Raw genomic sequence first — 22,660 nt, 5'->3', positions numbered from 1 at the left:
TTTGTTTTTGCCTCTTTTTTCATTTCACCATTAATGAGAAAGAATAAGATGAACATATTATATATCCCCCTTGATGAGAGACCTTGCAACTATGAGTATCCAAAGATGATTGGAGCTTTGCAAAAAGAGGTGAATTTTATAGCTCCTCCTAAGTCTCTTCTAAATAAGAAGAAAGAGTCAGCAGATATTGAACTCCTTTGGGATTGGATTTTTGATCATGCAACTGAAGCCGATATTGCGATTGTTTCAGTTGAAATGTTGGTTTATGGAGGATTACTACCTTCACGTTTACATCAAGATTCAGTAGACACACTTCTTGAAAGACTTAATCGTCTGAAAATTTTAAAGGAGCGTAATCCTAAACTGAATATCTATGCTTCAAATCTGATCATGAGGACACCTCATTACGATAGTAGCGAGGAAGAACCAGATTATTATGCAGATTTTGGAGAAGCAATCTTCAAGTGGGCTTGGTTCAATGACAAGAAAGAAAGAGAGGGATTAAGCGGAGAGGAACAATCAGAGTTGGATTCAATCACTGAGAAGTTACCAGAAGCACATTTGGCAGATTACAGTCAACGTAGAGAGAAGAATGTAGTTGTAAATGTAGCTGTGGTGGATTTGGTAAAAGAAGGAACAATCGAATTCTTGTCTATTCCTCAAGATGATTCGGCTCCTTATGGTTTTACTGCCATTGATCAAAAGAAAGTAATTAAACATATCATCGGGAATCGATTGCAATCAAAAGTACATATGTACCCAGGTGCAGATGAAGTTGGTTGTACTTTACTTGCAAGAGCTTTCGTGGAAGCAAAACCATGTCGTCCGAAGGTATATGTAATGTTTAGTTCTGTGAACTCAGAGCAAATCATTCCAATGTATGAAGATCGTCCACTTGCAGAATCTTTAAAGGCACATATTCTTGCTTCAGGAGCTTTATGGGTAGATGATCCGAAAGAGGCAAGTTTTATCCTTGCAGTGAATACGGCAGGGAAGGTGATGATGGAGTCTTGGGATCAAGATGAGAAAGATGTGACGTATTCTTCTTTTAGAAATTTGAGATTCTTTGTCGATAAAATTAAAAACTTCCAGAAAAGAGGGTATAAGGTAGCTGTAGCAGATGTAGCCTTTGCCAATGGTGGAGAAACAGAACTAGTACATATGCTTGACGAAGCACGAGCATTTGACGACTTAATTGCTTATGCATCTTGGAACACAAACTGTAATACAACAGGTACAGTTTTAGCAACTTCTATTTTAGGTTATACTTCAGACTTGAAAGAAGAGCTTACTTATAACAAGGTGTATCATCTTTTGGAAGATTGGATATATCAGGGAGTTATCAGAATGGACATGGTAAAAAATTATCTACCTACAATTGATACATCTTACTATATTTTCAATGGAAAGGATAAAGAAATCCATCAAGAGATGGAAAGAAGATTGAGAGAAGAATGGGCTAAAAATATACTTTATTCTTTCAAAGAGGTCGAAATAGAGCAATTAGGAGTATATACACCTTGGAACAGAATGTTTGAAATAGGTTTAGATTTAGACTTGAATTATAAAATTTAATAGGTGTTTGAACGAGCGAGGTGAAGTGAATTTTGAATAAGGGAAATTTACATATCACTGAATTCAGTGATGTTTAAATTTAGAATGTTATACAACTTGTTATTACAATGTTTTTTAAAATCTTAATAATTGTATTTAATGACATTTATCACTTTGTCTATATTCGATTAATAGGTAATTTTACACTTAATAACAAGCATTACTAATCCCACGAACAATTCAAGTTTGTGATCTATTTTAACTGAATTGAGAGTCCAATATTTTTTTCTAAAAACATGAGGCATCTACAAAGCAAAGAGGAGTTAATGGAGAGTTTCCAAAATGGAAGTGAGGAAGCTTTTGAGCAAGTTTTCAAATTTTATTACCCATCTTTGATGGCTTATGGAGTTAAAATTGCTCATGATGAGTCTCTTGTAAAAGACATTATTCAAGAACTGTTCTCTAAATTATGGGAAAACAGATCTAATTTTGATAAGATTCAATCTTTAGATAGTTACCTATTCAGAGCTTTAAGGAATAACCTAATTAGAAGCGTCTCTTCACAGGAGAAACAAACAAACTTAGATAGCTTTCAGTCTGAAGCTGAAGTCAATCAGTGGTCATCATCTTCTATGGAAGAAAATATGATCTTGGACGAAGAAGAGAGCTATAAAACTAGACAAGTAAACGATGCCTTAGCAAGTCTAAGTGCAAGACAGCGAGAAGTCATTCATCTAAAGTTTTTTGAAGAAAAAAGTTATGAGGAAATTGCCCAGATCACAGGCATGAAATATCAATCCTTGAGAAACCTAATTCACAGATCAATCTCCTCGCTCCGAAAACACACTGTCTTGTTCTAGCAATACAAAAGACAATTATTGAAGATGAAAGACTTGACTAAAATTACAGAATACAAAGAGCTTTATAAAGCAACTTTGTTAGACAATGTGATGCCCTTTTGGTTAGAGAATTCTATAGACCAAGAGTTTGGAGGTTACTTTAGCTGTTTGGACAGAGATGGTACTGTCTACGATACAGATAAGTTTATGTGGTTGCAGAACAGAGAGCTATGGATGTTCTCTCGAATGTACAATACCGTTGAAGCGAAGGAAGAGTGGAAGGAAGCAGCTACAGTTGGTTATGAGTTTTTGAAAAAACATGGAATGGATGCCTATGGAAATTGGTATTTTTCATTGAATAGAGAGGGTAAACCTCTTGTTCAGCCCTATAATATTTTTTCAGATTGTTTTGCAGCTATCGGATTCAAGGAATATGCAGTAATGACAGGTGATGAAGAAGCCTTAGCTATTGCAAAAAGAACTTTTGAGAACATATTAAAACGTCAAGCAAATCCTAAAGGGAGTTATAATAAAATTGTAGATGGCACTAGACCATTGAAAAACTTTGCATTGCCAATGATTCTTTCAAATATGGCTCTTCTTTTTGAGGGTGTTTTGGAAGATGAGAAAGTGAATGAACTTGTCGATCAGGTAGTCGATGAAGTTATGAATGTATTCCTAGATGAAGAGAAGGGAATTGTTTATGAAAATGTTTTGCCTGATGGAAGTAAAGCAGATTGTTATGATGGACGCTTACTAAATCCTGGGCATGGGATTGAAGCAATGTGGTTTATCATGGATATTGCTGCCAAAAAAAGCGATTCGGCTTTGATGCAAAAGGCAGTTGATGTAGTAATATCTACTTTAGAATATAGTTGGGATAAAGAATTTGGTGGTATTTTCTACTTTATGGATGCCGAAGGTAGACCTCCACTCCAACTAGAATGGGATCAAAAGCTTTGGTGGGTGCATTTAGAAACACTAATTGCTTTATCTAAAGGATTCTTACATACCGAAGATCAGCGTTGTTGGGATTGGTATGAAAAAGTACACAATTATGCTTGGTCACATTTCCATGATCCTGAATTTGGTGAATGGTTTGGTTATTTGAATAGAAGAGGAGAAGCTTACCAATCATTGAAGGGGAGTAAGTGGAAAGGTTGCTATCATGTGCCAAGAGCAATGATGGAATGTTGGCAGATTTTTGAGAAAATAGAAGAAAAAAATCTACAGTTACAGTAGATTTTCAAGATTGAATAAAAAATGAAGGGATGCAGAAATGTATCCCTTTATTCTTTTACATAAACAAAAGAAGTATTCTGTAAGTATATTTCTATCTGATTGAAGATTACATCTCTTTGAGTGGCCTCTGTCCCATGTAAAGGGATATTTTCTAAATAATCAAATAGAGCTAAAGCGACAGATCGATTCAGTTGCATTCTAAATACTTTTTTGTCATCCACCACATGCAAATTAAATTTTTGTTGGTAGAGCTCTATAAGTAGTTGATCAGTCACATTGGAAGGCATACGATGCTGATAATAAGTGACAAGCTTAAATAATAAGAACTTTAGAAATAAAAAGGAATTTGCATCTAACTTCAAACTAAGTTTCTTCATTTTCTTGACTTCTATGTAATAATACGCTTACTTTTTGAACAATTTATGGATTGTTTTAGCTTTGTAAACATACAAGATCTATTGTTAGCGTTGTCCAAAATTTAGAAATTGGTCAAACTATAAAAGTTAAGTAAACCACTTATGTATATTATCAAAGTAAAAGGAAAAGCAAAGATACCGGATTATGTTCAATTCAGAGATGATAACTTTGCTTTAGTTGCTTATTTTAGAGCTGACAGACCTTTGAAGAAGTTAGAAAAGTACGGACTTGAAGGAAAAGAAGAGGCTTTGCAAGAGTTAATCGTGTCTTTGCCTTTCGGAAAGATTCAAAAACTAGAATTATAAATTATCTAATAGATGAGAGAACAGTTTTTATGTTCTCTCAAAAGTAAATTTTTCAAAATGGAGCCAGTAATTAGCGTACGTTCTGCCACAATCTACCACGATGAGACCGCTCACGAAGTAATGAAAGATATCTCTTTTGATATTGCTCAAAATGAGTTTGTATACCTCATTGGTAAAACGGGAAGTGGAAAATCTTCAATCTTGAGAACTTTGTATGCTGATTTACCATTCAAAAAGGGTAGTATAAAAGTTGTGGATTATGCTATTCATAAAATAAAAAGAAAGGAGGTTCCATATTTGAGAAGAAAACTAGGTATCATTTTTCAAGACTTTGAATTATTGACAGATCGTACTGTAAAAGAGAATCTTTTCTTTGTGATGAGGGCAACAGGCTGGAAGAAGGAAAGCCAAATGTTGGAAAAAGTAAATTCTCTTTTAGAACAGGTTGGTTTGTCGGGTACATTAAATAAAATGCCTCATCAATTGTCGGGAGGAGAGCAGCAACGTTTAGCCATAGCTAGAGCCTTGATAAACGATCCTGAAATTATTTTGGCCGACGAACCTACAGGAAATTTAGATCCAACAGTCGCCAGAGATATTCTCAATTTGTTTGTCAAAATCAATCAATCTGGTACAGCTGTTCTAATGGCAACTCATCAACATAGCTTTTTAAAATTCCATCCATCAAGAGTGTTATACTGTGAAGAGCATGGAATTAAAGATATCTCAAAGGGGCAAATCATAGAAAGGATGCTCTTACAAAAAAATAACTAACAGTAAAACTTAAAGAACTACCGCATTGGCTAATCAAACTAAAACAAAAGAACGTTCAAAAGTAGAGGCAATGATTGAAATGAAATGTCCTGCTTGTCGTGAGGGAAATCTTTTTAAGTATTCATTACTTAATAAGCCTCATAAGTTTAGTGCTATGCATGATAAGTGTCCAAATTGTAATACTACTTATCACCCAGAAGTAGGTTTTTATTATGGTGCAATGTATGTGAGCTACGGTATCAATACCGCAATCTTTTTGAGTTTGTTTTTATTGCTTCATTTGGTGATTCAGCCAAAAGAATTTTGGGTATACTTTGCGGTTATTTTCCCAGCTATCATTATTCCATTCCCTTTCACTTTTCGAATGTCTAGATCAATCTACCTTCATTTAGTGGGTGGAATTGATTATAAAGGAAAGAAAGAAGAATAATTCATTAATGTAATGTTAGGGAAGTATAGATAAGTTAATAAAGCTTTTGAGTCTTGTTAATATTATAATAATATTCTTTTGATTTGTACTTCTCTAATAAAATTCTGACTGACAATAACATAGAGCATACATTATTGTATTAATTAGTATATCTTCAAGAAATTAGATAATGTAATATTTCTATTCTAATACGGTATACAATAATGCACTATAACGAGCCAATTTTCAATGAATATCCTTTATACTTGGGGATTTTCATTGGAGGAGTAATTGTCGCTATGTTTTGGTGGCTTTCTGTTTTCTTATCGAAGAGATTTCTTTCCAAACAATATATATTTCTACTTATCAGGGATTGGTTAAAAATCTCATATAAACAGGCTTTTGGTAAACATTCAATTTTTTGGCTATTTCATTCTGTTGAAAAGTCATCTTATGTTTTATCAACCAATGAAGAGGGCGAAATTACCTTTGCAAACCCACTATTAAGTGAACGACTAGGATTAAGCTTTAAGGAGCTTGAAGGAAGTAAAATTGAAGATTTGTTTTCAATTGAAGATCATACGATACAAAATTGGAAAGAATACATACAAACTAAAGAACTTATATACTTGCCCCTGCAAAGTTTAAAGAATCCGAATGAACAGTTCTATTTTTGTGTAGGCAAAAACTCATCAAGATCTACAAAGCATTTCTATACATTTATGAGTTGGGGGCATCAAGCTGATACTCCTTATTTTCATAAAAAAGAAGAAATCGAGTTTTTGGAAGAGAAAATTGATAAACTTGACGAGTTGAACAATACTAAAAATAAGTTCTTTTCAATTATCGCTCATGATGTAAAAGGACCTCTCAACACGCTGTCTTCTTTCTCAAAACTCTTGTCAGAACATTCAAATAGATTTAGTAACTCAGAAATCACGATGATCGCAGATGATATTCATGAGTCTACTAATTCGGTATACAAAATGTTAGAGGATTTGATGTCGTGGACTCGCTCACATTCTGGAGAATTTCCTTTCAGGCCTCAAAAAAACTTCTTGAATCGGATAGTCTATGACAATATTGAATTATTAGACAGTAGTTTTCGTAATAAGAAAATTCAACTAAGTTTACAGCTTAGTAAAGAAAATCTAGTTTGGGTTGACAAGGACTCTGTAAAAACGGTCATTCGAAACTTACTTTCAAATGCCTTAAAATTCACTCCTGAAAATGGAGAAGTATTCATCTATTCATATGCAAAAGATGATCAAATATTACTTGCAATTCAAGATAATGGAGTCGGAATAGCCAAGGAATACCAAGACAGAATCTTTAAAATAGATCAGAAATTTACTACAAAGGGGACTAGAGATGAAAAAGGCTCAGGTTTTGGATTGGTCTTGTGTAAGGAGTTTATGGAAAAGAATAAAGGTAAGATTTGGTTGGAAAGTGAATATGGATTGGGGACTACCTTTTTTCTATCGTTTCCTAGATATAAAGAAGTTCCAATTGTTGAAGAATTAGTTATTCAAAAATAAAAAAAGAGCTTTCTATTTATTTAGAAAGCTCTTTTTAGATTACTTTATGGCTATAAAAGAGATTTCTACTCCAACATCTTTAGGGAGTCTTGCGACTTCTACAGTCTCTCTTGCTGGAGGGTTTTCTGAGAAAAACGCTCCGTATGCCTCATTAATTGTCGCAAATTCATTCATGTCTTTCACAAAGATTGAACACTTTACGATGTTTGAATAATCCATTCCAGCTTCTTCCAACACATAGCCAATATTTTTCATGACTTGGTTTGTTTGAGCTGTAATACTATCTGTAACTAAATGTCCTGTTTCTTGATTAATAGCAATCTGACCAGAAGCATAAAGTGTTTTATCTTCTACTAAAACAGCTTGGCTATATGGTCCGATAGGAGCAGGTGCTTTTGGACTATTGATGATTTTTTTCATGTGTTTTAAAAAGTATGATTAAAAATTATTGAGTTATTCTTTCTGATTCTTCGAATGATCTTTGTACACAGTCTTCTATTGATAAGCCATAGAAGTAGTTTCCTGTAATAGAAATATTCCTACCTTCAAGCTCTTTATTTATACCTTCGATCAATTCTTGATGACCTAAAGAAAGTGATGGTAATTGGTGAATGGTATATTGAAAACTTTCAAAATCCTTTTCATCCACACCTATTACTTTTTTGATTGTTGCTTTGATTTTTGCCTCAGTAATATCTGGATTCTTAAAGTGAATTGAGAAACCTCTATACATATCATCGGGCATTACATCTCTTGTTACTACCGAGAAAAATGATTCACTTTCTGGAACTATACCAGCAAGTTTTTCAAGGTTTACATTCTCTTTTTTAACTATAATTCCTGCTGAACACAACTTACTGAAACCAATTTTTGAAGTAAGCTCAGATAGCTTTGGTTGAATAGTTTTAATAAGAGTTGATGTAATATTTGGAGGAGTAGCAAAAGTGATTTTTTCAGTCTCAAAAGTATTTGTATTAGTTTGAACTGAATATTTTTCACCTTCTTTACTTAGACTTAAAATGTCAGTACTTAGGAATGTCGAGATATTTGGATGATTAGAAATGATATGAATCAGATCATTTAATCCATGCTCAAAAGTATAGCTTTTAGGGAATTCTTTATTTCTTTCTTTTCTTCTTTTTAGCAACATATCAGCAGGAAAATCCCCTGCCTCTTGGCAACTTACAGCACCAAAAAACTTCGATAAAACCTTATCGTAATTCCCTTTCCCTAATATTTTGGAGTAGTACTGTTCTACGGTTAAACCTTCTTTCTTTAGACTAAAGATTTTAGGAAGATTACCTAGTAATTGAAGAAAATTGAGTTGGGACGGAATAGAAACTAATTTACCATCCGATTTAAATACTTTATAAGACGCTTTAGTTCTGTTTAGGGCTTTGTCTTTGGCATTTTTTGATTCAAGAATCTGAGTAAGGTATTTGTAAGAATTATAACAGGTATGCGCACCTAGCTCAATCCAATAATTATCTTTTTGGAAAGTATGAATACATCCTCCTAATCGTTCCGATTTTTCTAAGATTGCAACTTTCAATCCTTTTTCAGCTAAAAAATGAGCTGCTGTTAAACCAGAAATACCTCCACCAATTACAATCGAATCAAATACCATAAGCTTTACAAGATCATTTTATTTTTATATGCAATAGTACAAAAACAAAAAAACTCCTGCTATTACTAGCAGGAGTTTTTGAATGTATTTATCTGAAAATTGAGCGTAATTAACGGCTCAAGTACATGTTTCTTTCAGCATAGATTTTCTTGAAGTATTTATCCTTCAAATCTTTGATGAAGTAGATGCCTTCTCCAGTAGATTTCATCTCAGGGCCTAATTCCTTATTTACGTTAGGGAATTTGTGGAATGAGAATACTGGAATTTTGATTGCATATCCTTCTTTCGTTGGATTGAAATCAAATTCAGTTACTTTTTTACCCAACATCACTTTTGTAGCGTAGTTCACGTAAGGCTCTTTGTAAGCTTTACAGATGAATGGTACAGTACGAGATGCTCTTGGGTTAGCCTCAATGATGTATACTTTGTCATCTTTGATAGCGAACTGAATATTGATCAAACCTTGTGTTTTCAAGGCAATTGCAATCTTCTTCGTATACTCCTCAATTTGCTCGATGATCAAGTCACCCAAGTTGTATGGAGGAAGTAGTGCGTAAGAGTCACCAGAGTGGATACCTGCAGGCTCGATGTGCTGCATTACACCGATGATGTGAACGTTTTCACCATCACAAATTGCATCTGCTTCAGCTTCGATAGCACCGTCTAGGTAGTGGTCAAGAAGAATTTTGTTACCAGGGATGTCTCTCAAAGTTTCAACAACATGGTTTTCCAATTCCTCTTCGTTGATCACAATCTTCATTTTCTGACCACCCAATACGTAAGATGGACGAACAAGAAGTGGGAATCCTAGGTCTTGGCATTTTTCTAATGCTTCGTCTGCAGACTCTACTGTGTCAAATTTAGGATAAGGAATGTTATTGTCTTTTAACAATGTTGAGAAGCTACCTCTATCTTCAGCAAGGTCAAGCGCTTGGTAACTAGTACCGATGATTTTCACGCCAAAGCGATCCAATTTTTCAGCAAGTTTCAAAGCAGTTTGTCCACCCAACTGAACGATTACACCTTCAGGTTTTTCGTGGAGGATGATATCATAGATATGTTCCCAGAATACTGGTTCGAAGTATAGTTTGTCAGAGATATCAAAGTCAGTAGAAACTGTCTCAGGGTTACAGTTGATCATGATTGTCTCATAACCTTCTTCTTTTGCTGCCAATACCCCGTGTACACAACAGTAGTCAAACTCAATACCTTGACCGATACGGTTAGGACCTGCACCAAGAACAACAATTTTCTTGTTGTCAGTGCTTACAGATTCGTTTTCGTCTTCAAAAGTTGAATAGTAGAATGGCGTTTGAGCTTCAAATTCTGCTGCACAAGTATCTACCACTTTCCAAACACGCTTAATGTTTAGCTCATGACGACGTTTGAATACATCACTTTCAAGACGGTTTACCAAGTGAGCAATTTGTCTGTCAGCATAACCTTTTTGTTTTGCTTCCATGAATAATGCTCTTGGAATGTCTTCCAATTTGTATTCAGCAATCCTTTTCTCCAATAAGATGAAGTCCAAGATTTGGTTCAAGAACCATTTATCAATTTTAGTAACTTCCCATACTGTTCTCAATGAGATACCCAATTTCAAGGCATCATAAAGAGCAAACAGACGGTCGTCACTAGGATTAGCTAATTTGTCAAGAATAACTTCTCTATCCGTAAGCTCTTTGCCATCAGCACCCAAACCGTTACGTTTGATTTCTAGGGACTGACAAGCTTTTTGAAGAGCTTCTTGGAAGTTACGTCCGATACCCATAACCTCACCTACAGCTTTCATCTGTAGACCAAGTTTTGTATCTGCACCTTTGAATTTATCGAAGTTCCAACGAGGGATTTTTACGATAACGTAATCAAGAGCAGGCTCGAAGTAAGCTGAAGTAGTTCCTGTGATTGCATTTTTCAATTCATCCAAATTGTAACCAATCGCTAGTTTAGCAGCGATTTTTGCAATTGGGTATCCTGTAGCTTTTGAAGCAAGAGCAGATGAACGAGATACACGAGGGTTAATCTCAATCGCGATGATTTCATCTGTATCAGGATTTACTGAGAATTGAACGTTACATCCACCAGCAAACTCACCAATACCATTCATCATTTTGATGGCAAGGTTTCTCATTTCTTGATACACGGTATCAGGAAGTGTTTGGGCTGGAGCAACAGTGATAGAGTCACCAGTGTGAACTCCCATTGGGTCAAAGTTCTCGATCGAACAGATGATAATTACGTTACCATTGTTGTCACGTAGAAGCTCCAACTCATATTCTTTCCAACCTAGAATACTTTGTTCTAGAAGAACTTCATGGACTGGAGAGGCGTGAAGACCGCGTGTAAGTAGTGTATCGAACTCCTCTGCAGAGTTTACGAAACCACCACCGTAACCACCCAACGTAAACGAAGGACGAATTACTAATGGGAAACCAATTTCTTGAGCGATTTCTTTACCCTCTAAGAATGATTTGGCTGTTCTACCCTTACAAACGTTTACATCAAGCTCTAGCATTTTCTCGCGGAAAAGCTCTCTGTCTTCAGTCGTATTGATCGCATCGATATCTACCCCGATAATCTCTACTCCGAATTCTTCCCAGATTCCATCTTTATCACAGTCAATCGCAAGGTTCAATGCAGTTTGCCCACCCATAGTAGGAAGGACTGCGTCGATCTTATGATTTTCCAAGATTTGAATGATAGATTCTTTTTCAAGAGGGAGGAGGTAAACATTGTCAGCGGTTACTTCATCGGTCATGATCGTAGCAGGGTTGCTATTGATCAATGTAACTTCAATTCCTTCTTCTCTTAGTGAGCGAGAGGCTTGAGAACCGGAATAATCAAACTCACATGCTTGACCAATAATGATTGGTCCGCTTCCAATAATCAGGACAGAATTAATGTGTTTTTTTCTAGGCATCTTCTTAATCTAAATCTGTATGTATCCTGAGATGCAAAGTTATATCATCTGATTCACTTTTCTTAATTATATCTAAGAATACTTTTACATTTACTTAAAGAAAGAGTGAATAAATTGTGATTTTTTAATGAGGCTTACATCTCGATTTAGTTTGTATACAATTGCTATTTAGGGATTTATAGAGTTAGAAAGAACTCGAAATCCTGTTTTTATTTATTTTTTAAAAAAGTCATATTATTCACCATAATTGAACGATTTTAATCTAAAAAAAAGCTCATTTTTTTCTGGAATAATCACGTATTACTGACACTTATCAATAGCACAATATTTTTTTGAGACAAAGAGATCTATTTACTTTTTCATTATCATTATATTAATTGTATCCAATACACTAAGATCAAGTATTTATGGAGAAGAAATATATCTTAGCTCTAGATCAAGGGACAACTAGTTCGAGGGCTATCTTATTTGATAAGAAAGGAGAAATTATAGAATTAGCGCAAGAGGAGTTTACTCAATATTACCCTAAACCGGGCTGGGTTGAACATGATGCCAATGAAATATGGAGTTCTCAAGTGAAAATGGCGGAAAAGATTGTGAGTTCGACCAATATCAATGCGGCTGATATTGCAGCTATGGGAATTACAAATCAACGTGAAACGACAATTATTTGGGATAGAAATACAGGAGAACCAATATACAATGCTATTGTATGGCAAGATCGGAGAACGGCAGAGATATGTGACTTTTATAAGGATAGTGGTTATAGTCCTAGAGTTCAAAACAAAACAGGTCTCTTGATCGATGCCTATTTTTCTGCCACGAAAATTAAATGGATTTTAGATCATGTAAAAGGAGCTAGAGAAAGAGCTCAAAAAGGGGAGTTGTGTTTTGGGACGGTGGATAGTTGGCTAGTATGGAAGTTTACAGAAGGAAAAGTCCATGCAACCGATGTGACAAATGCCAGTAGAACCATGCTATATAATATTCATACTCTGGAATGGGACTCTGAATTGTTAGACCTGTTTGATGTTCCCTATCATATTTTGCCCGAAGTAAAATCATGTTCTGAACATTTTGGAGATACTACAACAGATGAAATCTCTACGGAAATTCCTATCACAGGAATTGCAGGTGATCAACAAGCAGCATTGTTTGGTCAATTGTGTACTAAAGAAGGAATGGCTAAAAACACTTATGGAACAGGATGTTTCTTGGTGATGAATACAGGGGAAACTCCTAAGACTTCTAAAAATGATTTATTGACAACCATTGCTTGGTCATGTAATGGTAAAATAAATTATGCCTTAGAAGGAAGTATTTTTGTAGGAGGAGCTGCGATCCAATGGCTTCGAGATGGATTAGGTATTTTACGATCTGCTGCAGAAAGTGAAGAAGTAGCACTGACCGTTTCGGATAATGGAGGAGTATATTTTGTTCCTGCTTTGACTGGTTTAGGAGCGCCACATTGGGATCAGTTTGCAAGAGGAACATTGATCGGAATTACAAGAGGAACGAACAGAGGACATATTGTAAGAGCTGCACTTGAAGGAATAAACTATCAAGTAAATGACGTATTAAAAGCCATTGAAGCAGATACAGGGCTAATTACTCGAGAACTTCGAGTTGACGGAGGGGCTGTTGCAAATAATGTATTGATGCAGTATCAAGCTGATATTTCTAGGTGTAAAGTAGTAAGACCAAAAACACTAGAAACAACTGCTTTGGGTGCTGCTTATTTTGCAGGTTTGGCTGTTGGTTTTTGGAAGTCGTTGAATGAATTACATGAGCAATGGCAAGAAGACCGTGTTTTTCAAGCCAAATTATTTGCCTCTAAGGCTCTAAAAAATGTTGGGGAATGGAAAAAAGCTGTTGATAGATCAAAGTCTTGGGTAGAATCAAAACACGTAAATGTGACTTAAAATAGATAAAGGTATAGAAGAAGCTTCTATACCTTTTTTTATCTCCGATGAAAGAGATAGGGTATATACTAATTATTGCATTTTATGATGATCTATATTCTAACATTAGCTGGTTGAAAGTCTAATAGATTCTAATACCAATTCATTAAATGTCTTTTTAAAAGGAAAAAAGACCTTCCCAAAGGGAAGGCTTTTCGATATCTCATTTTACCTATTATTTATTTTCGCTATGTGAACTTTACCTCCGATAAAGTATCTACTCAATTTTTTGAAGATTGATAATGGATTTGGACTTAGAATTAGACCTGAGAAGGAAAGACCTTCTCAGTTAATTCTTAAATCACTTCAAACTATTTTAAATGGTTGAAATGACATTGGAGTATTATAGTAGACGTAGCTAATTAGTTTAATTGCTATTAATTCAGATTGAGTTTTGATGTTATCAAAGTATGCCGACTTTGAAATGAATATAGCAATGAGAAAATAGTAATTATTTAGATTACTGACTTTCTAAGTTCTTTGAGTTTATGCCAACATCTCTTAGAACGAGTAGAAAGAAACTCCAATGTATTTCAAATTAGTAATAGTTAGTCGAGTCGTTAAACTCACAAAATATGTTTCTATTTTATTTGGGTTGAAATCATATTTTAGTTTCTATTACTTTTCACATCCCGTCTGAACATGAAAATATTTAGCCTTTGGATTAAAAGCGTCAATGTTGTTATTGATTGACAGTTCAAACTTCGCGGAATTTCTTTCAACTACAAAAAAACAGGTGTTAGCAAAGCGTTAGCATTGGTGAAATTAGTCGATTTTGAAGCTGAAATATTGGTTTTTCAATGGTTTTAGAGGGTATTTGGAGTATAAAAAGAAAAAACTTACTTCGTTAATGAAGTAAGTTTTTAGGGCGAATTTTAGATTCTCAATAGGAAGGTATTTAGATCATCTTCTGCTGAGAGTTGTAATTTTTTCTTCAATCTAGTCTTACTGACTCTTGCTCCTGCGTAGTCAATGTTTAAAAGGTTTGCAATATCTTTAGTTGATAATCCAATTCTGATATATGCACACCATCTTAAATCTTTAGGCGTAAGGTTGTAATCGTGACTTTGGAGGAAATGGAAAAAGTTTGGATGAACAGATTCAAAGTGAAGTTTAAAGTTTTCCCATTCTGAATCAGTATTGATTTGTCGCTGAATTTCTTTTAAGATGCTTTTACCTTCAGGGCGTAATTTGGGATCAAGATTGAGGATATAATTATTTAGACGTTCGTCTATCTCGCCCAAAAATTGATTCTTTTGAAAAACTTGAAGTGTTTTCATACTAAGTTGTCTGTTCTTTTGCTCTTCAAGTTCTTTCTGTGCTTTCTTTAATTGTAAAATGGAATTAACCCTAGCCCAAAGTTCCAACTTATTTACTGGTTTTCGGATGAAGTCTACAGCGCCATGATTAAACGCAACTTGTAAATCTTCTGCGGTAGTACGCATTCCAGTAACCATAATGCATGGTATATTCATGCCAATCGGACATTCCTTTAAAACTTTAATCAGTTCAAGTCCATCCATTTGAGGCATTTCCCAGTCTGTTATAATTAAGTCTGGTGTTTTTTTCTTTATAATTTCTAAAGCCATCTGACCACTGATCGCGCTCATAATTTCGTAACCCTGGTCAGCTTCTTCTAAAAACTTTACTAGTGTCTGTATATTACTAGTAATGTCGTCAACAATTAGTATAGTGAATGATGTCATTAGTTGGTAGTGACGTTTATGTTAATTAGGGATTCATAAAGAGAGGTGTTGCAAGAATAAAGAGTGTTTTCAACTTCATTTATCCATGCTTTTATATTGTCATTTGATTTATGGTGTACAGAATTTAAAATTCCTTTCACAGCGCTTACTTCAAAAACCTCATGGTTGCTCAAAGCTTCACATACAGGTGAAAGAATCGCTTTTTCTTCTTCGGTAAATGAGAAGGTAATTTGAGATGTTATTTTTATAGTTTCTATTTCTTCATCAAGGTCTGAATCTGTATAGCAGACATTTTCATTGATCTCTTTTCCGCAAGGCAGAGAAAAGAAAAATGAAGCACCTTCGCCTTCTGTTGATTCAACACCAATCATTTCTTCATGAGCTTCAATTGCTAATTTGCAGAAAGCCAAGCCTAAACCTGTAGATTTTGTCTTACCTAGCTTTTTCTCCTTGTATGATCTGTATTTATCAAAGATATAAGCTTGTTGATCTTTAGGAATTCCGATACCATTATCTATGATACTGATACGAACTCTTCTGATATTATCTTTTCGATCACGTGTACACTCAGAATGTTGAATGTTTATCTCACCATTTTGCTCTGTATATTTTATAGCATTGGTAAGTAAGTTTATAAATACTCTAAAAATCAATTCTCGATCAGCTTTAACGATTACATCTTCATTAAAGCTGCAATTGATTTGTATTTGTTTCTCACTAATCAAGAGACTTACTTCTTGATATGCATCCAAGAATAGATTTCTGAGGTTGACTTTTTCTATTTTCAGTTCAGTACTCGCCGTTTCAAGTTTTTGTAGCTCAAGAAGGTTCATGACAATATTCAACATGGACTTACCTGCTTGATTTAGTTGAGGGCGTACAGATGAAGAAAATTGAGCTTCATTGGTTAGACCTATAATTGAATTAAGAGGGTTTTTCAGGTCATGAATTAACATTGCAGATAAAGCCTCTTTCAATTCATCAAGCTCTTTCAAGTGCTCATTTGTGATTTTTAATTCTTCAGCCTGAACCTCTATTTCTTCTTTTTGTCTAAAGATTTCTTCCTTACGCTGTTTAAGAAGTTTTTTGGCTTGTCGTTCTCTGAAATGAGCTCTCAGAATTACTGCCGTAAAAAGTAAAATTATAAAAATTCCAATGATGGAAATCCAAAATTTGGTATTTGCAATTTCTATTTCCTTGTTCTTTTCTACTAACTCTTCTTCTTTCTTTTCAGTCTCGTACTTGATTTGGAGTTCCTTTAATTGTTTATCCTTCTTGACAGAATTTATACTATCATTAATTTGACTGAAAGCTTTATAGTGATTAAAAGAAGATAAGTAATCCCCTCGAATAGAATCTAACTGATAGAGGGTTTTATAGTTTGTTTGAACAATACTAGCTTGTCCATTCTGTTGTGCAAGAATAAGTGACTTATGAAGCAAACTGTCAGCTAGTTCGTACTTTTGAGTTTTATAATAGATATCGGCTAGCTTATGTAAAATGATTGCAGTTTCATTTTTCTCCTGTATAAAATCAAAAATTTCTTTGGCTGAATAGTATAATTCGAGAGCTTTATCAAAGAGTTCTAATTCTTCATAGATTTCACCTGTATGTTGAAGTGCTAAAGCCTCAGAACGGTTAAATTTCCCATTTCGATATAATTTAACGGCTTTATCCATAAAGACTAAAGCAGAATCATACTTATGAGCATCACTGTAAACTTGCCCGTAAGTGAGGTAAACCTGTCCTAGTCCATAATTATCCTCTAATTCTTCTCTAACTTCTAAGGCCTTTTTTACATAAAACAAAGCCTTTTCAAGGTTATTTTGTTTGCTGTATGTTTGTGAAATAGATTTATATGCCCAAGCCATACCATCTTTATCATCTATTTCTTCGCAAACTTTTAAGGACTTGTAAAAATAAACGGTTGAGGAATCAAACATGGACTGATGCTCAAAGTTTACAGCCATGTTGTAGTAAAGAATGCCTAGCCTGTATTTATCATCTGCTTGCTCATATAAGGGCTGAATTTGTTTGTATATACTCATACACTTTTTGTTCAATCCCTCTTTTTCATACGTAACAGCCATATTAGCCATACATGAGCCAATGTCGAGTGGTCTGTTAAGCTCTTGGAAAAGCTTGATTGCTACTTCAAGCGTATTTCTGCAATCATCCCATCTATTTTGTCTTAAACGTATTGTACCGAGTGTAAATATTGCTTCAGCTTTGCCGTATGTATAGTCATGTTCTTCGGCTAAAGTGTAAGCTTTATGAGCATAAGCTTCAGCGGAGTCGAGTTGTATTCTACGGTATTGTTTCGCTAACCTTGTTAGTGTGAGTATGTATGTGGTATCGCTTACTTCATATTCAGTTAATGATTGTTGTAAGCTATCTATATCAAAATTATGAGCATTTGCAGTTGGTAAAAATAATATTGGTAAAATAGAGTATATAAGTAATAAAATTGAGCGTCTAATCGAGTTCATTAATGTTAATTTGGGGTATAAATTTGAGTATAGTCATTGCTATAGTTTAAGAGTAATCCTCTAGATAACGTTATCGTTTTGGATTAAGTATTTTGGTTAGTCAAAATGTCAATATTCCATTAAAAAAGAAAGGCTCTAGTTCTACAGATGTGAACTAGAGCTTTTTTTGCGATTACTGAGAATCTATAATGCTATGAAAACTGCAATCGAACGAGGTGCAACTATATAGCTTTCTTCCTTGATTTCTTTAGCTTCATCTAAAGGTAAAATATCTCTTGGAGATGGAAGATCTGTATCGATTACTCTATGGAAAGTTTTGGAGTTATCATCAAGCGTACATAACGGCATTTCAAACTCTAAGGCTTCCCAATAACTGTTTACCATTACATAAATTTGTTCACCAGCTTCTTGATCAGTAAGCATGTAAGCAATAGCATGAGATCTATCTCCTAAGTCAGGATTGTCAAAATCTACACCGTGCCATGAAATGGTTGGTGGGTGAGTTAGGGAGTGTTCATCCCAAAATTCTTCTTTTTGGAAAACTCTGAAAGTTAAGTTGGCTTTTATAAGCTTTTTAGTGAACTCAAAAAGTCCTCTATTTTTTTCAACCTCATTCCAATCAAACCAATTGAGTTCGTTATCATGACAATATGTATTGTTATTGCCACCTTTGGTTCTTCTAATTTCATCGCCCATCAAGATCATTGGAGTTCCTTGAGAAAGGAAAAGTAAAGTCATAAAATTCTTTACCTGCTTATCTCTCAAATGGTTGATGTCAGAATTCTCAGTATGACCTTCAACGCCACAATTCCAACTCAAATTGTCATTACTACCATCTCTGTTATCTTCACCATTATGTTCATTGTGCTTATAATTATAAGAAACGAGGTCATTTAGTGTGAATCCATCATGACAAGTAATGAAGTTGATACTTCTATTTGGATTTCTCTTTTCAGTATTATTGATAATACTTTGTTCGAAAACTCTTTTACTACCAGCTATACAGTCCATGAAGTCATGAATAATGAATTCATCTCCCTTCACAAACCTTCTCATTACATCTCTGTATTTTCCATTCCATTCGGCAAACTTATCTCCAATGAAATTACCTACTTGATAAAGTCCTGCAGCATCCCAAGCTTCAGCAATCATTTTTGCTCCTGCCAAAACAGGATTTGATTCAATAGCCCAGAGTATTGGAGGATTTTTAAGCGGAACACCATCTTCATCTCTTGAAAGTACAGAGGCAAGATCAAAACGGAATCCATCCACATGCATTTCTGTTACCCAATATTTCAATGAGTCTACGATCATTCTTCGAACGATAGAATGATTTGCATTTAGGGTGTTTCCACAACCAGAATAGTTTTTATAAGTATAATTATTCTGATTGTCGGTCATATAGTATGCATTATTTTCAATACCTCTGAAGTTTAGTGTAGGTCCGCTTTCATGTACTTCAGCAGTATGATTATAGACAACATCTAAGATAACTTCAATACCAGCTTTGTGTAAGGCTTTGACCATATCTCTAAATTCATCTACAGGGTTTTTCCCCTCTCTAGCATATTCTTGATGAGGTGCAAAGAAGTTAATCGGGCTATATCCCCAGAAATTGATACGTCCTTGTGGGGCATCAAATTTATCAAATTGAAAGACTGGCAGTAGTTCAACTGTAGTTACACCAAGTTCTTTGAGGTATGGGATTTTTTCAATTACGCCAGCGTATGTCCCTTTTTTTGAATCTTCAATACCAGAGCTAGGACTTTTTGTGAAACCTCCTACATGCATTTCGTAGATGACCATTTTCTTGTAATCATGAGTACATGGTAGGTCTCCTTCCCAGTCATATTGAGAATTATCAACGACAACACTTCTCATTGAATACGGAGAATTATTCCCGGGTCTTTGAGCTGCTTTCCTAGAGTAATTGGGGCCAGGATGAATATATTTTGCATAAGGGTCAATTAAGACTTTTGAACTGTCAAAATATAATCCTTTTTCTGGCTGATAAGGGCCATACATTCTGTAAGCATATGCTTGTCCATGTCCGATTCCTTCAACGAATATGTGCCAATAATAAAAAGTCTTATTTTCAGTAGGGTCTAACAGGATTACTTGACTCGGCTTTTGACTTTCGGGGCTGTCAAAAAGTAGTAATTCTACAAAGTGAGCATTTTGAGAAAAGATACAGAAGTTTACACCACCATCCTCTACCGTTGCTCCAATAGGGTAACTTCTTCCTTTTTTTATATGGTTATCTGGTATCATTTTTAAATGATCTTTGTTCGTTGCTAATTATAGAATTGCTGAAATTAAAGTGAAATGTTTAATATTTCATGTTTAATCTCGAATACTTTTTTAGTTCTTAGGTATTTTAAGAATATCTTTTTCATTAGTCTCTAAATAATCTTTTAAAAAGGATAAAAACTCTCTAACGACTCTTAAAATCTTTGAATCATTCAAACCTTTTCAAGAAATGAGTTGTCTCTTGCTTTGCAAGAATATTTATCCAAATGAAAAAAGAGACTTTCCTCTATATTCAAGCTTTTAATTATTGAATAATTACAGAAAGTCGTGTAACAAACATGCTTATGAAGACTAGTGAAATTAAATTACTTTCGATTTTATTTATTTTTCTTTTTTCAATGTTGGTTGACAGTGGACTTTTTACACTTGATTTGATTTATGTATTAGCAGGAATATTCGGTGTTGTAGGGTTTGGTGTTTGGGCGTTTCTGATGTTGAAAAAAGTACATAAGCCAAGTGTTACTTTGAAGTCTCAAAAAACGACTAGCATTCGTGCTGCAGTTTAATTTTATTTTGATATAATAAAAAACGCCTCAATGAAATGAATCATTGAGGCGTTTAATATTTATAAAAGCTTATTGATTATAGCTCAAGTGCATTGTTCATTTTACGAACAGCCTCACAGCTAGCTTCAAATTTCGCTTTCTCATCATCGTTCAATTTGTAATCGATTACTTCTTCCCATCCATCTTTACCGATGATTACAGGAACACCAACACAGATATCTTCTTGTCCGTACTCACCTTCAAGATAAACTGAACAAGAAATCAATCTCTTTTGGTCTCTGATGATCGACTCAACTACAGCAGCTCCTGCAGCACCTGGTGCATACCAAGCAGAAGTACCAAGAAGACCTGTAAGTGTAGCACCACCTACCATTGTAGCTTTAGCTACTTCTTCCAATTTCTCTTCTGACAAGTAATTTGAAACTGGAGTAGAGTTATATGTAGCCAATCTTGTAAGAGGGATCATAGTAGTATCACCGTGACCACCAATTACTACACCTTGTACATCATTAGGGTTACACTCTAAAGCTTCAGCCAATCTGTATCTGAATCTAGCACTATCAAGAGCACCACCCATACCAATGATACGGTTCTTTGGAAGACCGCTTGACTTAGCTGAAAGGTAAGTCATTGTATCCATAGGGTTTGAGATAACTACCAAAATAGCATCTGGAGAATACTTAATGATATTTTCAGTTACAGTTTTTACGATACCAGCGTTTGTACCGATAAGCTCCTCTCTAGTCATACCAGGCTTTCTTGGAATACCTGATGTGATAACCACTACTTTTGATCCTGCTGTTTTAGAATAGTCATTAGTAGAACCCACAATGCGAGTGTTGAAACCGTTCAAAGTCGCACATTGGTTCAAGTCCATTGCTTTACCTTCTGCGAATCCTTCTTTGATATCTAACAAAACTACTTCGTTAGCAATATCTTTCATTGCTACGTATTCTGCTACACTTGCGCCTACGTTACCAGCACCTACAACTGTTACTTTCATGATTAATTCTTTACGTGTTTAGTAATGATGTTTAATAGTATCGTGAGCAAATATAAAGTCGGAATGTTGTATAACAAAATTCAAATAATGGAAAAATTAAATATATCATTAGCAATGATCAACTATTAGGTCTTAAATGACCTGAGTCAATTCTGATAGAGATTAAAGTTATCCCTCGATGATAGAGGAATATATGACTACAAAAGTTGTTTAAACTTATTCACAAGAAATTGAAGAGCTCATTTCATCTTTTTTTTTGAAGCTAGGGTCTTTTAAAGTGACCGACTCAAACAATCAGAATTCATTTAATTAGCCTAATGAGTCTTGGTACTAATACACAAAAAATATTACTCCTTAGATTAAAACATTAATAAAATGGAAACAAAAAGACTAGACCTAATCAAATACTTTTTGATTTCAATGTTAGCAACATTGACACTTACATCTTGTGAGAACGATACTAAATATGTCTCAGATTTAGATACTGTAATTACATTCTATGATTCTGAGTATGATTATTCAGAAAGAAAAACATATTCATTACCGAGTGAAGTTTTATTCTTCGATGTAGATGAAGACGGTGAAGATTATTCTGAGCCAGTAGATGAAAAATATGCCTCAGTTATCCTTGAAACAATTAAGGATGAAATGGATAAAATCGGTTATACGCAGGTAGACTCAACGGATAGCCCTGAATTAGTTTTGACTCCATATACGTATAAAACTTTACACGAAAGTTACTTCAATAACTGGTGGGGATATTGGGGATGGTACCCAGGTTGGTATCCTGGTTTTGGACCTATTTGGGGACCTTGGTATCCTTACCCAATTTATTCATACTACAGCTATGAATCAGGTACTGTGATTATTGATATGTTTGATAATAGACCTGCTCAGTATGAGGAGGATAAAATACCTGCCGTATGGTCAGCTGCAATCAGAGGATTGTTGTACGGAAGTCCATCTACTTCTAGAATTGAAAGCACAATTCAGAATGCATTTATGCAGTCTCCTTATTTAGGAACAGAAAGCGTGAGTAACTAATTATTAACTGATCAAA

Annotated in this window: 17 protein-coding genes and 1 pseudogene; 10 read left to right on the top strand and 8 right to left on the bottom strand. The window is 34.7% G+C overall.

Annotated features, from left to right (window positions below):
- Positions 1–48 precede the first annotated feature (48 nt).
- The 3 genes from BC781_RS00750 to BC781_RS00740 all read left to right on the top strand — a co-directional run bounded on the left by BC781_RS00750 (position 49) and on the right by BC781_RS00740 (position 3,635).
- A complete protein-coding gene (locus tag BC781_RS00750; protein ID WP_158281357.1) occupies positions 49–1,575 on the top strand; it encodes a DUF4127 family protein in 1,527 nt (508 codons plus the stop codon).
- 275 nt (positions 1,576–1,850) lie between these two features.
- The gene (locus BC781_RS00745) at positions 1,851–2,414 is read left to right on the top strand and encodes an RNA polymerase sigma factor (protein ID WP_109615339.1); all 564 of its coding nucleotides are present in this window, start codon (positions 1,851–1,853) and stop codon (positions 2,412–2,414) included.
- A gap of 24 nt (positions 2,415–2,438) precedes the next feature.
- Positions 2,439–3,635 (top strand): AGE family epimerase/isomerase, encoded by a 1,197-nt coding sequence (locus BC781_RS00740; protein WP_109615338.1) that lies wholly within the window; start codon positions 2,439–2,441, stop codon positions 3,633–3,635.
- Positions 3,636–3,682: 47 nt separating this feature from the next.
- Here the strand turns inward: BC781_RS00740 and BC781_RS00735 are convergent, their stop codons facing one another.
- Positions 3,683–4,012, bottom strand: coding sequence for a hypothetical protein (locus BC781_RS00735; protein WP_109615337.1), 330 nt, complete (start codon positions 4,010–4,012; stop codon positions 3,683–3,685).
- 141 nt (positions 4,013–4,153) lie between these two features.
- Here BC781_RS00735 and BC781_RS00730 point away from each other — a divergent pair, with 141 nt between their 5' ends.
- The 4 genes from BC781_RS00730 to BC781_RS00715 all read left to right on the top strand — a co-directional run bounded on the left by BC781_RS00730 (position 4,154) and on the right by BC781_RS00715 (position 7,078).
- A complete protein-coding gene (locus tag BC781_RS00730) occupies positions 4,154–4,357 on the top strand; it encodes a fructose-6-phosphate aldolase (protein WP_109615336.1) in 204 nt (67 codons plus the stop codon).
- A gap of 57 nt (positions 4,358–4,414) precedes the next feature.
- On the top strand, positions 4,415–5,131 hold the full coding sequence (locus BC781_RS00725) for a cell division ATP-binding protein FtsE (RefSeq protein ID WP_109616551.1): 717 nt from the start codon (positions 4,415–4,417) through the stop codon (positions 5,129–5,131).
- A 25-nt stretch (positions 5,132–5,156) separates the two neighbouring features.
- Positions 5,157–5,561 carry a DUF983 domain-containing protein gene (locus tag BC781_RS00720; protein WP_109615335.1) on the top strand — a complete coding sequence of 135 codons (405 nt, stop codon included), beginning with the start codon at positions 5,157–5,159 and terminating at the stop codon, positions 5,559–5,561.
- 203 nt (positions 5,562–5,764) lie between these two features.
- Positions 5,765–7,078 (top strand): sensor histidine kinase, encoded by a 1,314-nt coding sequence (locus BC781_RS00715; protein WP_109615334.1) that lies wholly within the window; start codon positions 5,765–5,767, stop codon positions 7,076–7,078.
- A 39-nt stretch (positions 7,079–7,117) separates the two neighbouring features.
- Here BC781_RS00715 and BC781_RS00710 read toward each other — a convergent pair whose 3' ends face one another.
- From BC781_RS00710 to carB, 3 genes and pseudogenes are all read right to left on the bottom strand, one after another.
- A complete protein-coding gene (locus BC781_RS00710; protein ID WP_109615333.1) occupies positions 7,118–7,498 on the bottom strand; it encodes a RidA family protein in 381 nt (126 codons plus the stop codon).
- Between the two features lie 25 nt (positions 7,499–7,523).
- Positions 7,524–8,708 (bottom strand): annotated as a pseudogene (locus BC781_RS00705) (protoporphyrinogen/coproporphyrinogen oxidase); the annotation flags it as partial.
- Positions 8,709–8,814: 106 nt separating this feature from the next.
- Positions 8,815–11,625 carry a carbamoyl-phosphate synthase large subunit gene (gene carB, locus BC781_RS00700; protein ID WP_109615331.1) on the bottom strand — a complete coding sequence of 937 codons (2,811 nt, stop codon included), beginning with the start codon at positions 11,623–11,625 and terminating at the stop codon, positions 8,815–8,817.
- Between the two features lie 407 nt (positions 11,626–12,032).
- On the opposite strand from carB, the gene glpK reads away from it, so the two are divergent.
- Positions 12,033–13,547: a glycerol kinase GlpK gene (glpK, locus tag BC781_RS00695; protein ID WP_109615330.1), complete on the top strand. Its 1,515-nt coding sequence runs from the start codon at positions 12,033–12,035 to the stop codon at positions 13,545–13,547.
- A gap of 914 nt (positions 13,548–14,461) precedes the next feature.
- On the opposite strand, the gene BC781_RS00690 is transcribed toward glpK, so the two are convergent.
- The 3 genes from BC781_RS00690 to glgX all read right to left on the bottom strand — a co-directional run bounded on the left by BC781_RS00690 (position 14,462) and on the right by glgX (position 20,052).
- Positions 14,462–15,292 carry a response regulator gene (locus BC781_RS00690; RefSeq protein WP_109615329.1) on the bottom strand — a complete coding sequence of 277 codons (831 nt, stop codon included), beginning with the start codon at positions 15,290–15,292 and terminating at the stop codon, positions 14,462–14,464.
- A complete protein-coding gene (locus tag BC781_RS00685; protein ID WP_109615328.1) occupies positions 15,292–17,781 on the bottom strand; it encodes an ATP-binding protein in 2,490 nt (829 codons plus the stop codon). Before BC781_RS00685 ends, BC781_RS00690 begins: the two co-directional genes overlap by 1 nt.
- 183 nt (positions 17,782–17,964) lie before the next feature.
- Positions 17,965–20,052, bottom strand: a complete 2,088-nt coding sequence (gene glgX, locus BC781_RS00680; protein WP_109615327.1) for a glycogen debranching protein GlgX — start codon at positions 20,050–20,052, stop codon at positions 17,965–17,967.
- A gap of 323 nt (positions 20,053–20,375) precedes the next feature.
- Here glgX and BC781_RS00675 point away from each other — a divergent pair, with 323 nt between their 5' ends.
- The gene (locus BC781_RS00675) at positions 20,376–20,597 is read left to right on the top strand and encodes a hypothetical protein (protein WP_109615326.1); all 222 of its coding nucleotides are present in this window, start codon (positions 20,376–20,378) and stop codon (positions 20,595–20,597) included.
- Positions 20,598–20,673: 76 nt separating this feature from the next.
- Here the strand turns inward: BC781_RS00675 and mdh are convergent, their stop codons facing one another.
- Positions 20,674–21,600, bottom strand: a complete 927-nt coding sequence (gene mdh, locus BC781_RS00670) for a malate dehydrogenase (protein WP_109615325.1) — start codon at positions 21,598–21,600, stop codon at positions 20,674–20,676.
- Positions 21,601–21,975: 375 nt separating this feature from the next.
- On the opposite strand from mdh, the gene BC781_RS00665 reads away from it, so the two are divergent.
- Complete coding sequence (locus BC781_RS00665) at positions 21,976–22,644, top strand: DUF4136 domain-containing protein (protein ID WP_109615324.1); 669 nt, start codon at positions 21,976–21,978, stop codon at positions 22,642–22,644.
- Positions 22,645–22,660 lie beyond the last annotated feature (16 nt).

Origin of the sequence: Sediminitomix flava (genome assembly GCF_003149185.1) — a bacterium.
GTDB classification, from domain to species: domain Bacteria; phylum Bacteroidota; class Bacteroidia; order Cytophagales; family Flammeovirgaceae; genus Sediminitomix; species Sediminitomix flava.
This window is presented reverse-complemented; position numbering and strand designations above follow the sequence as displayed.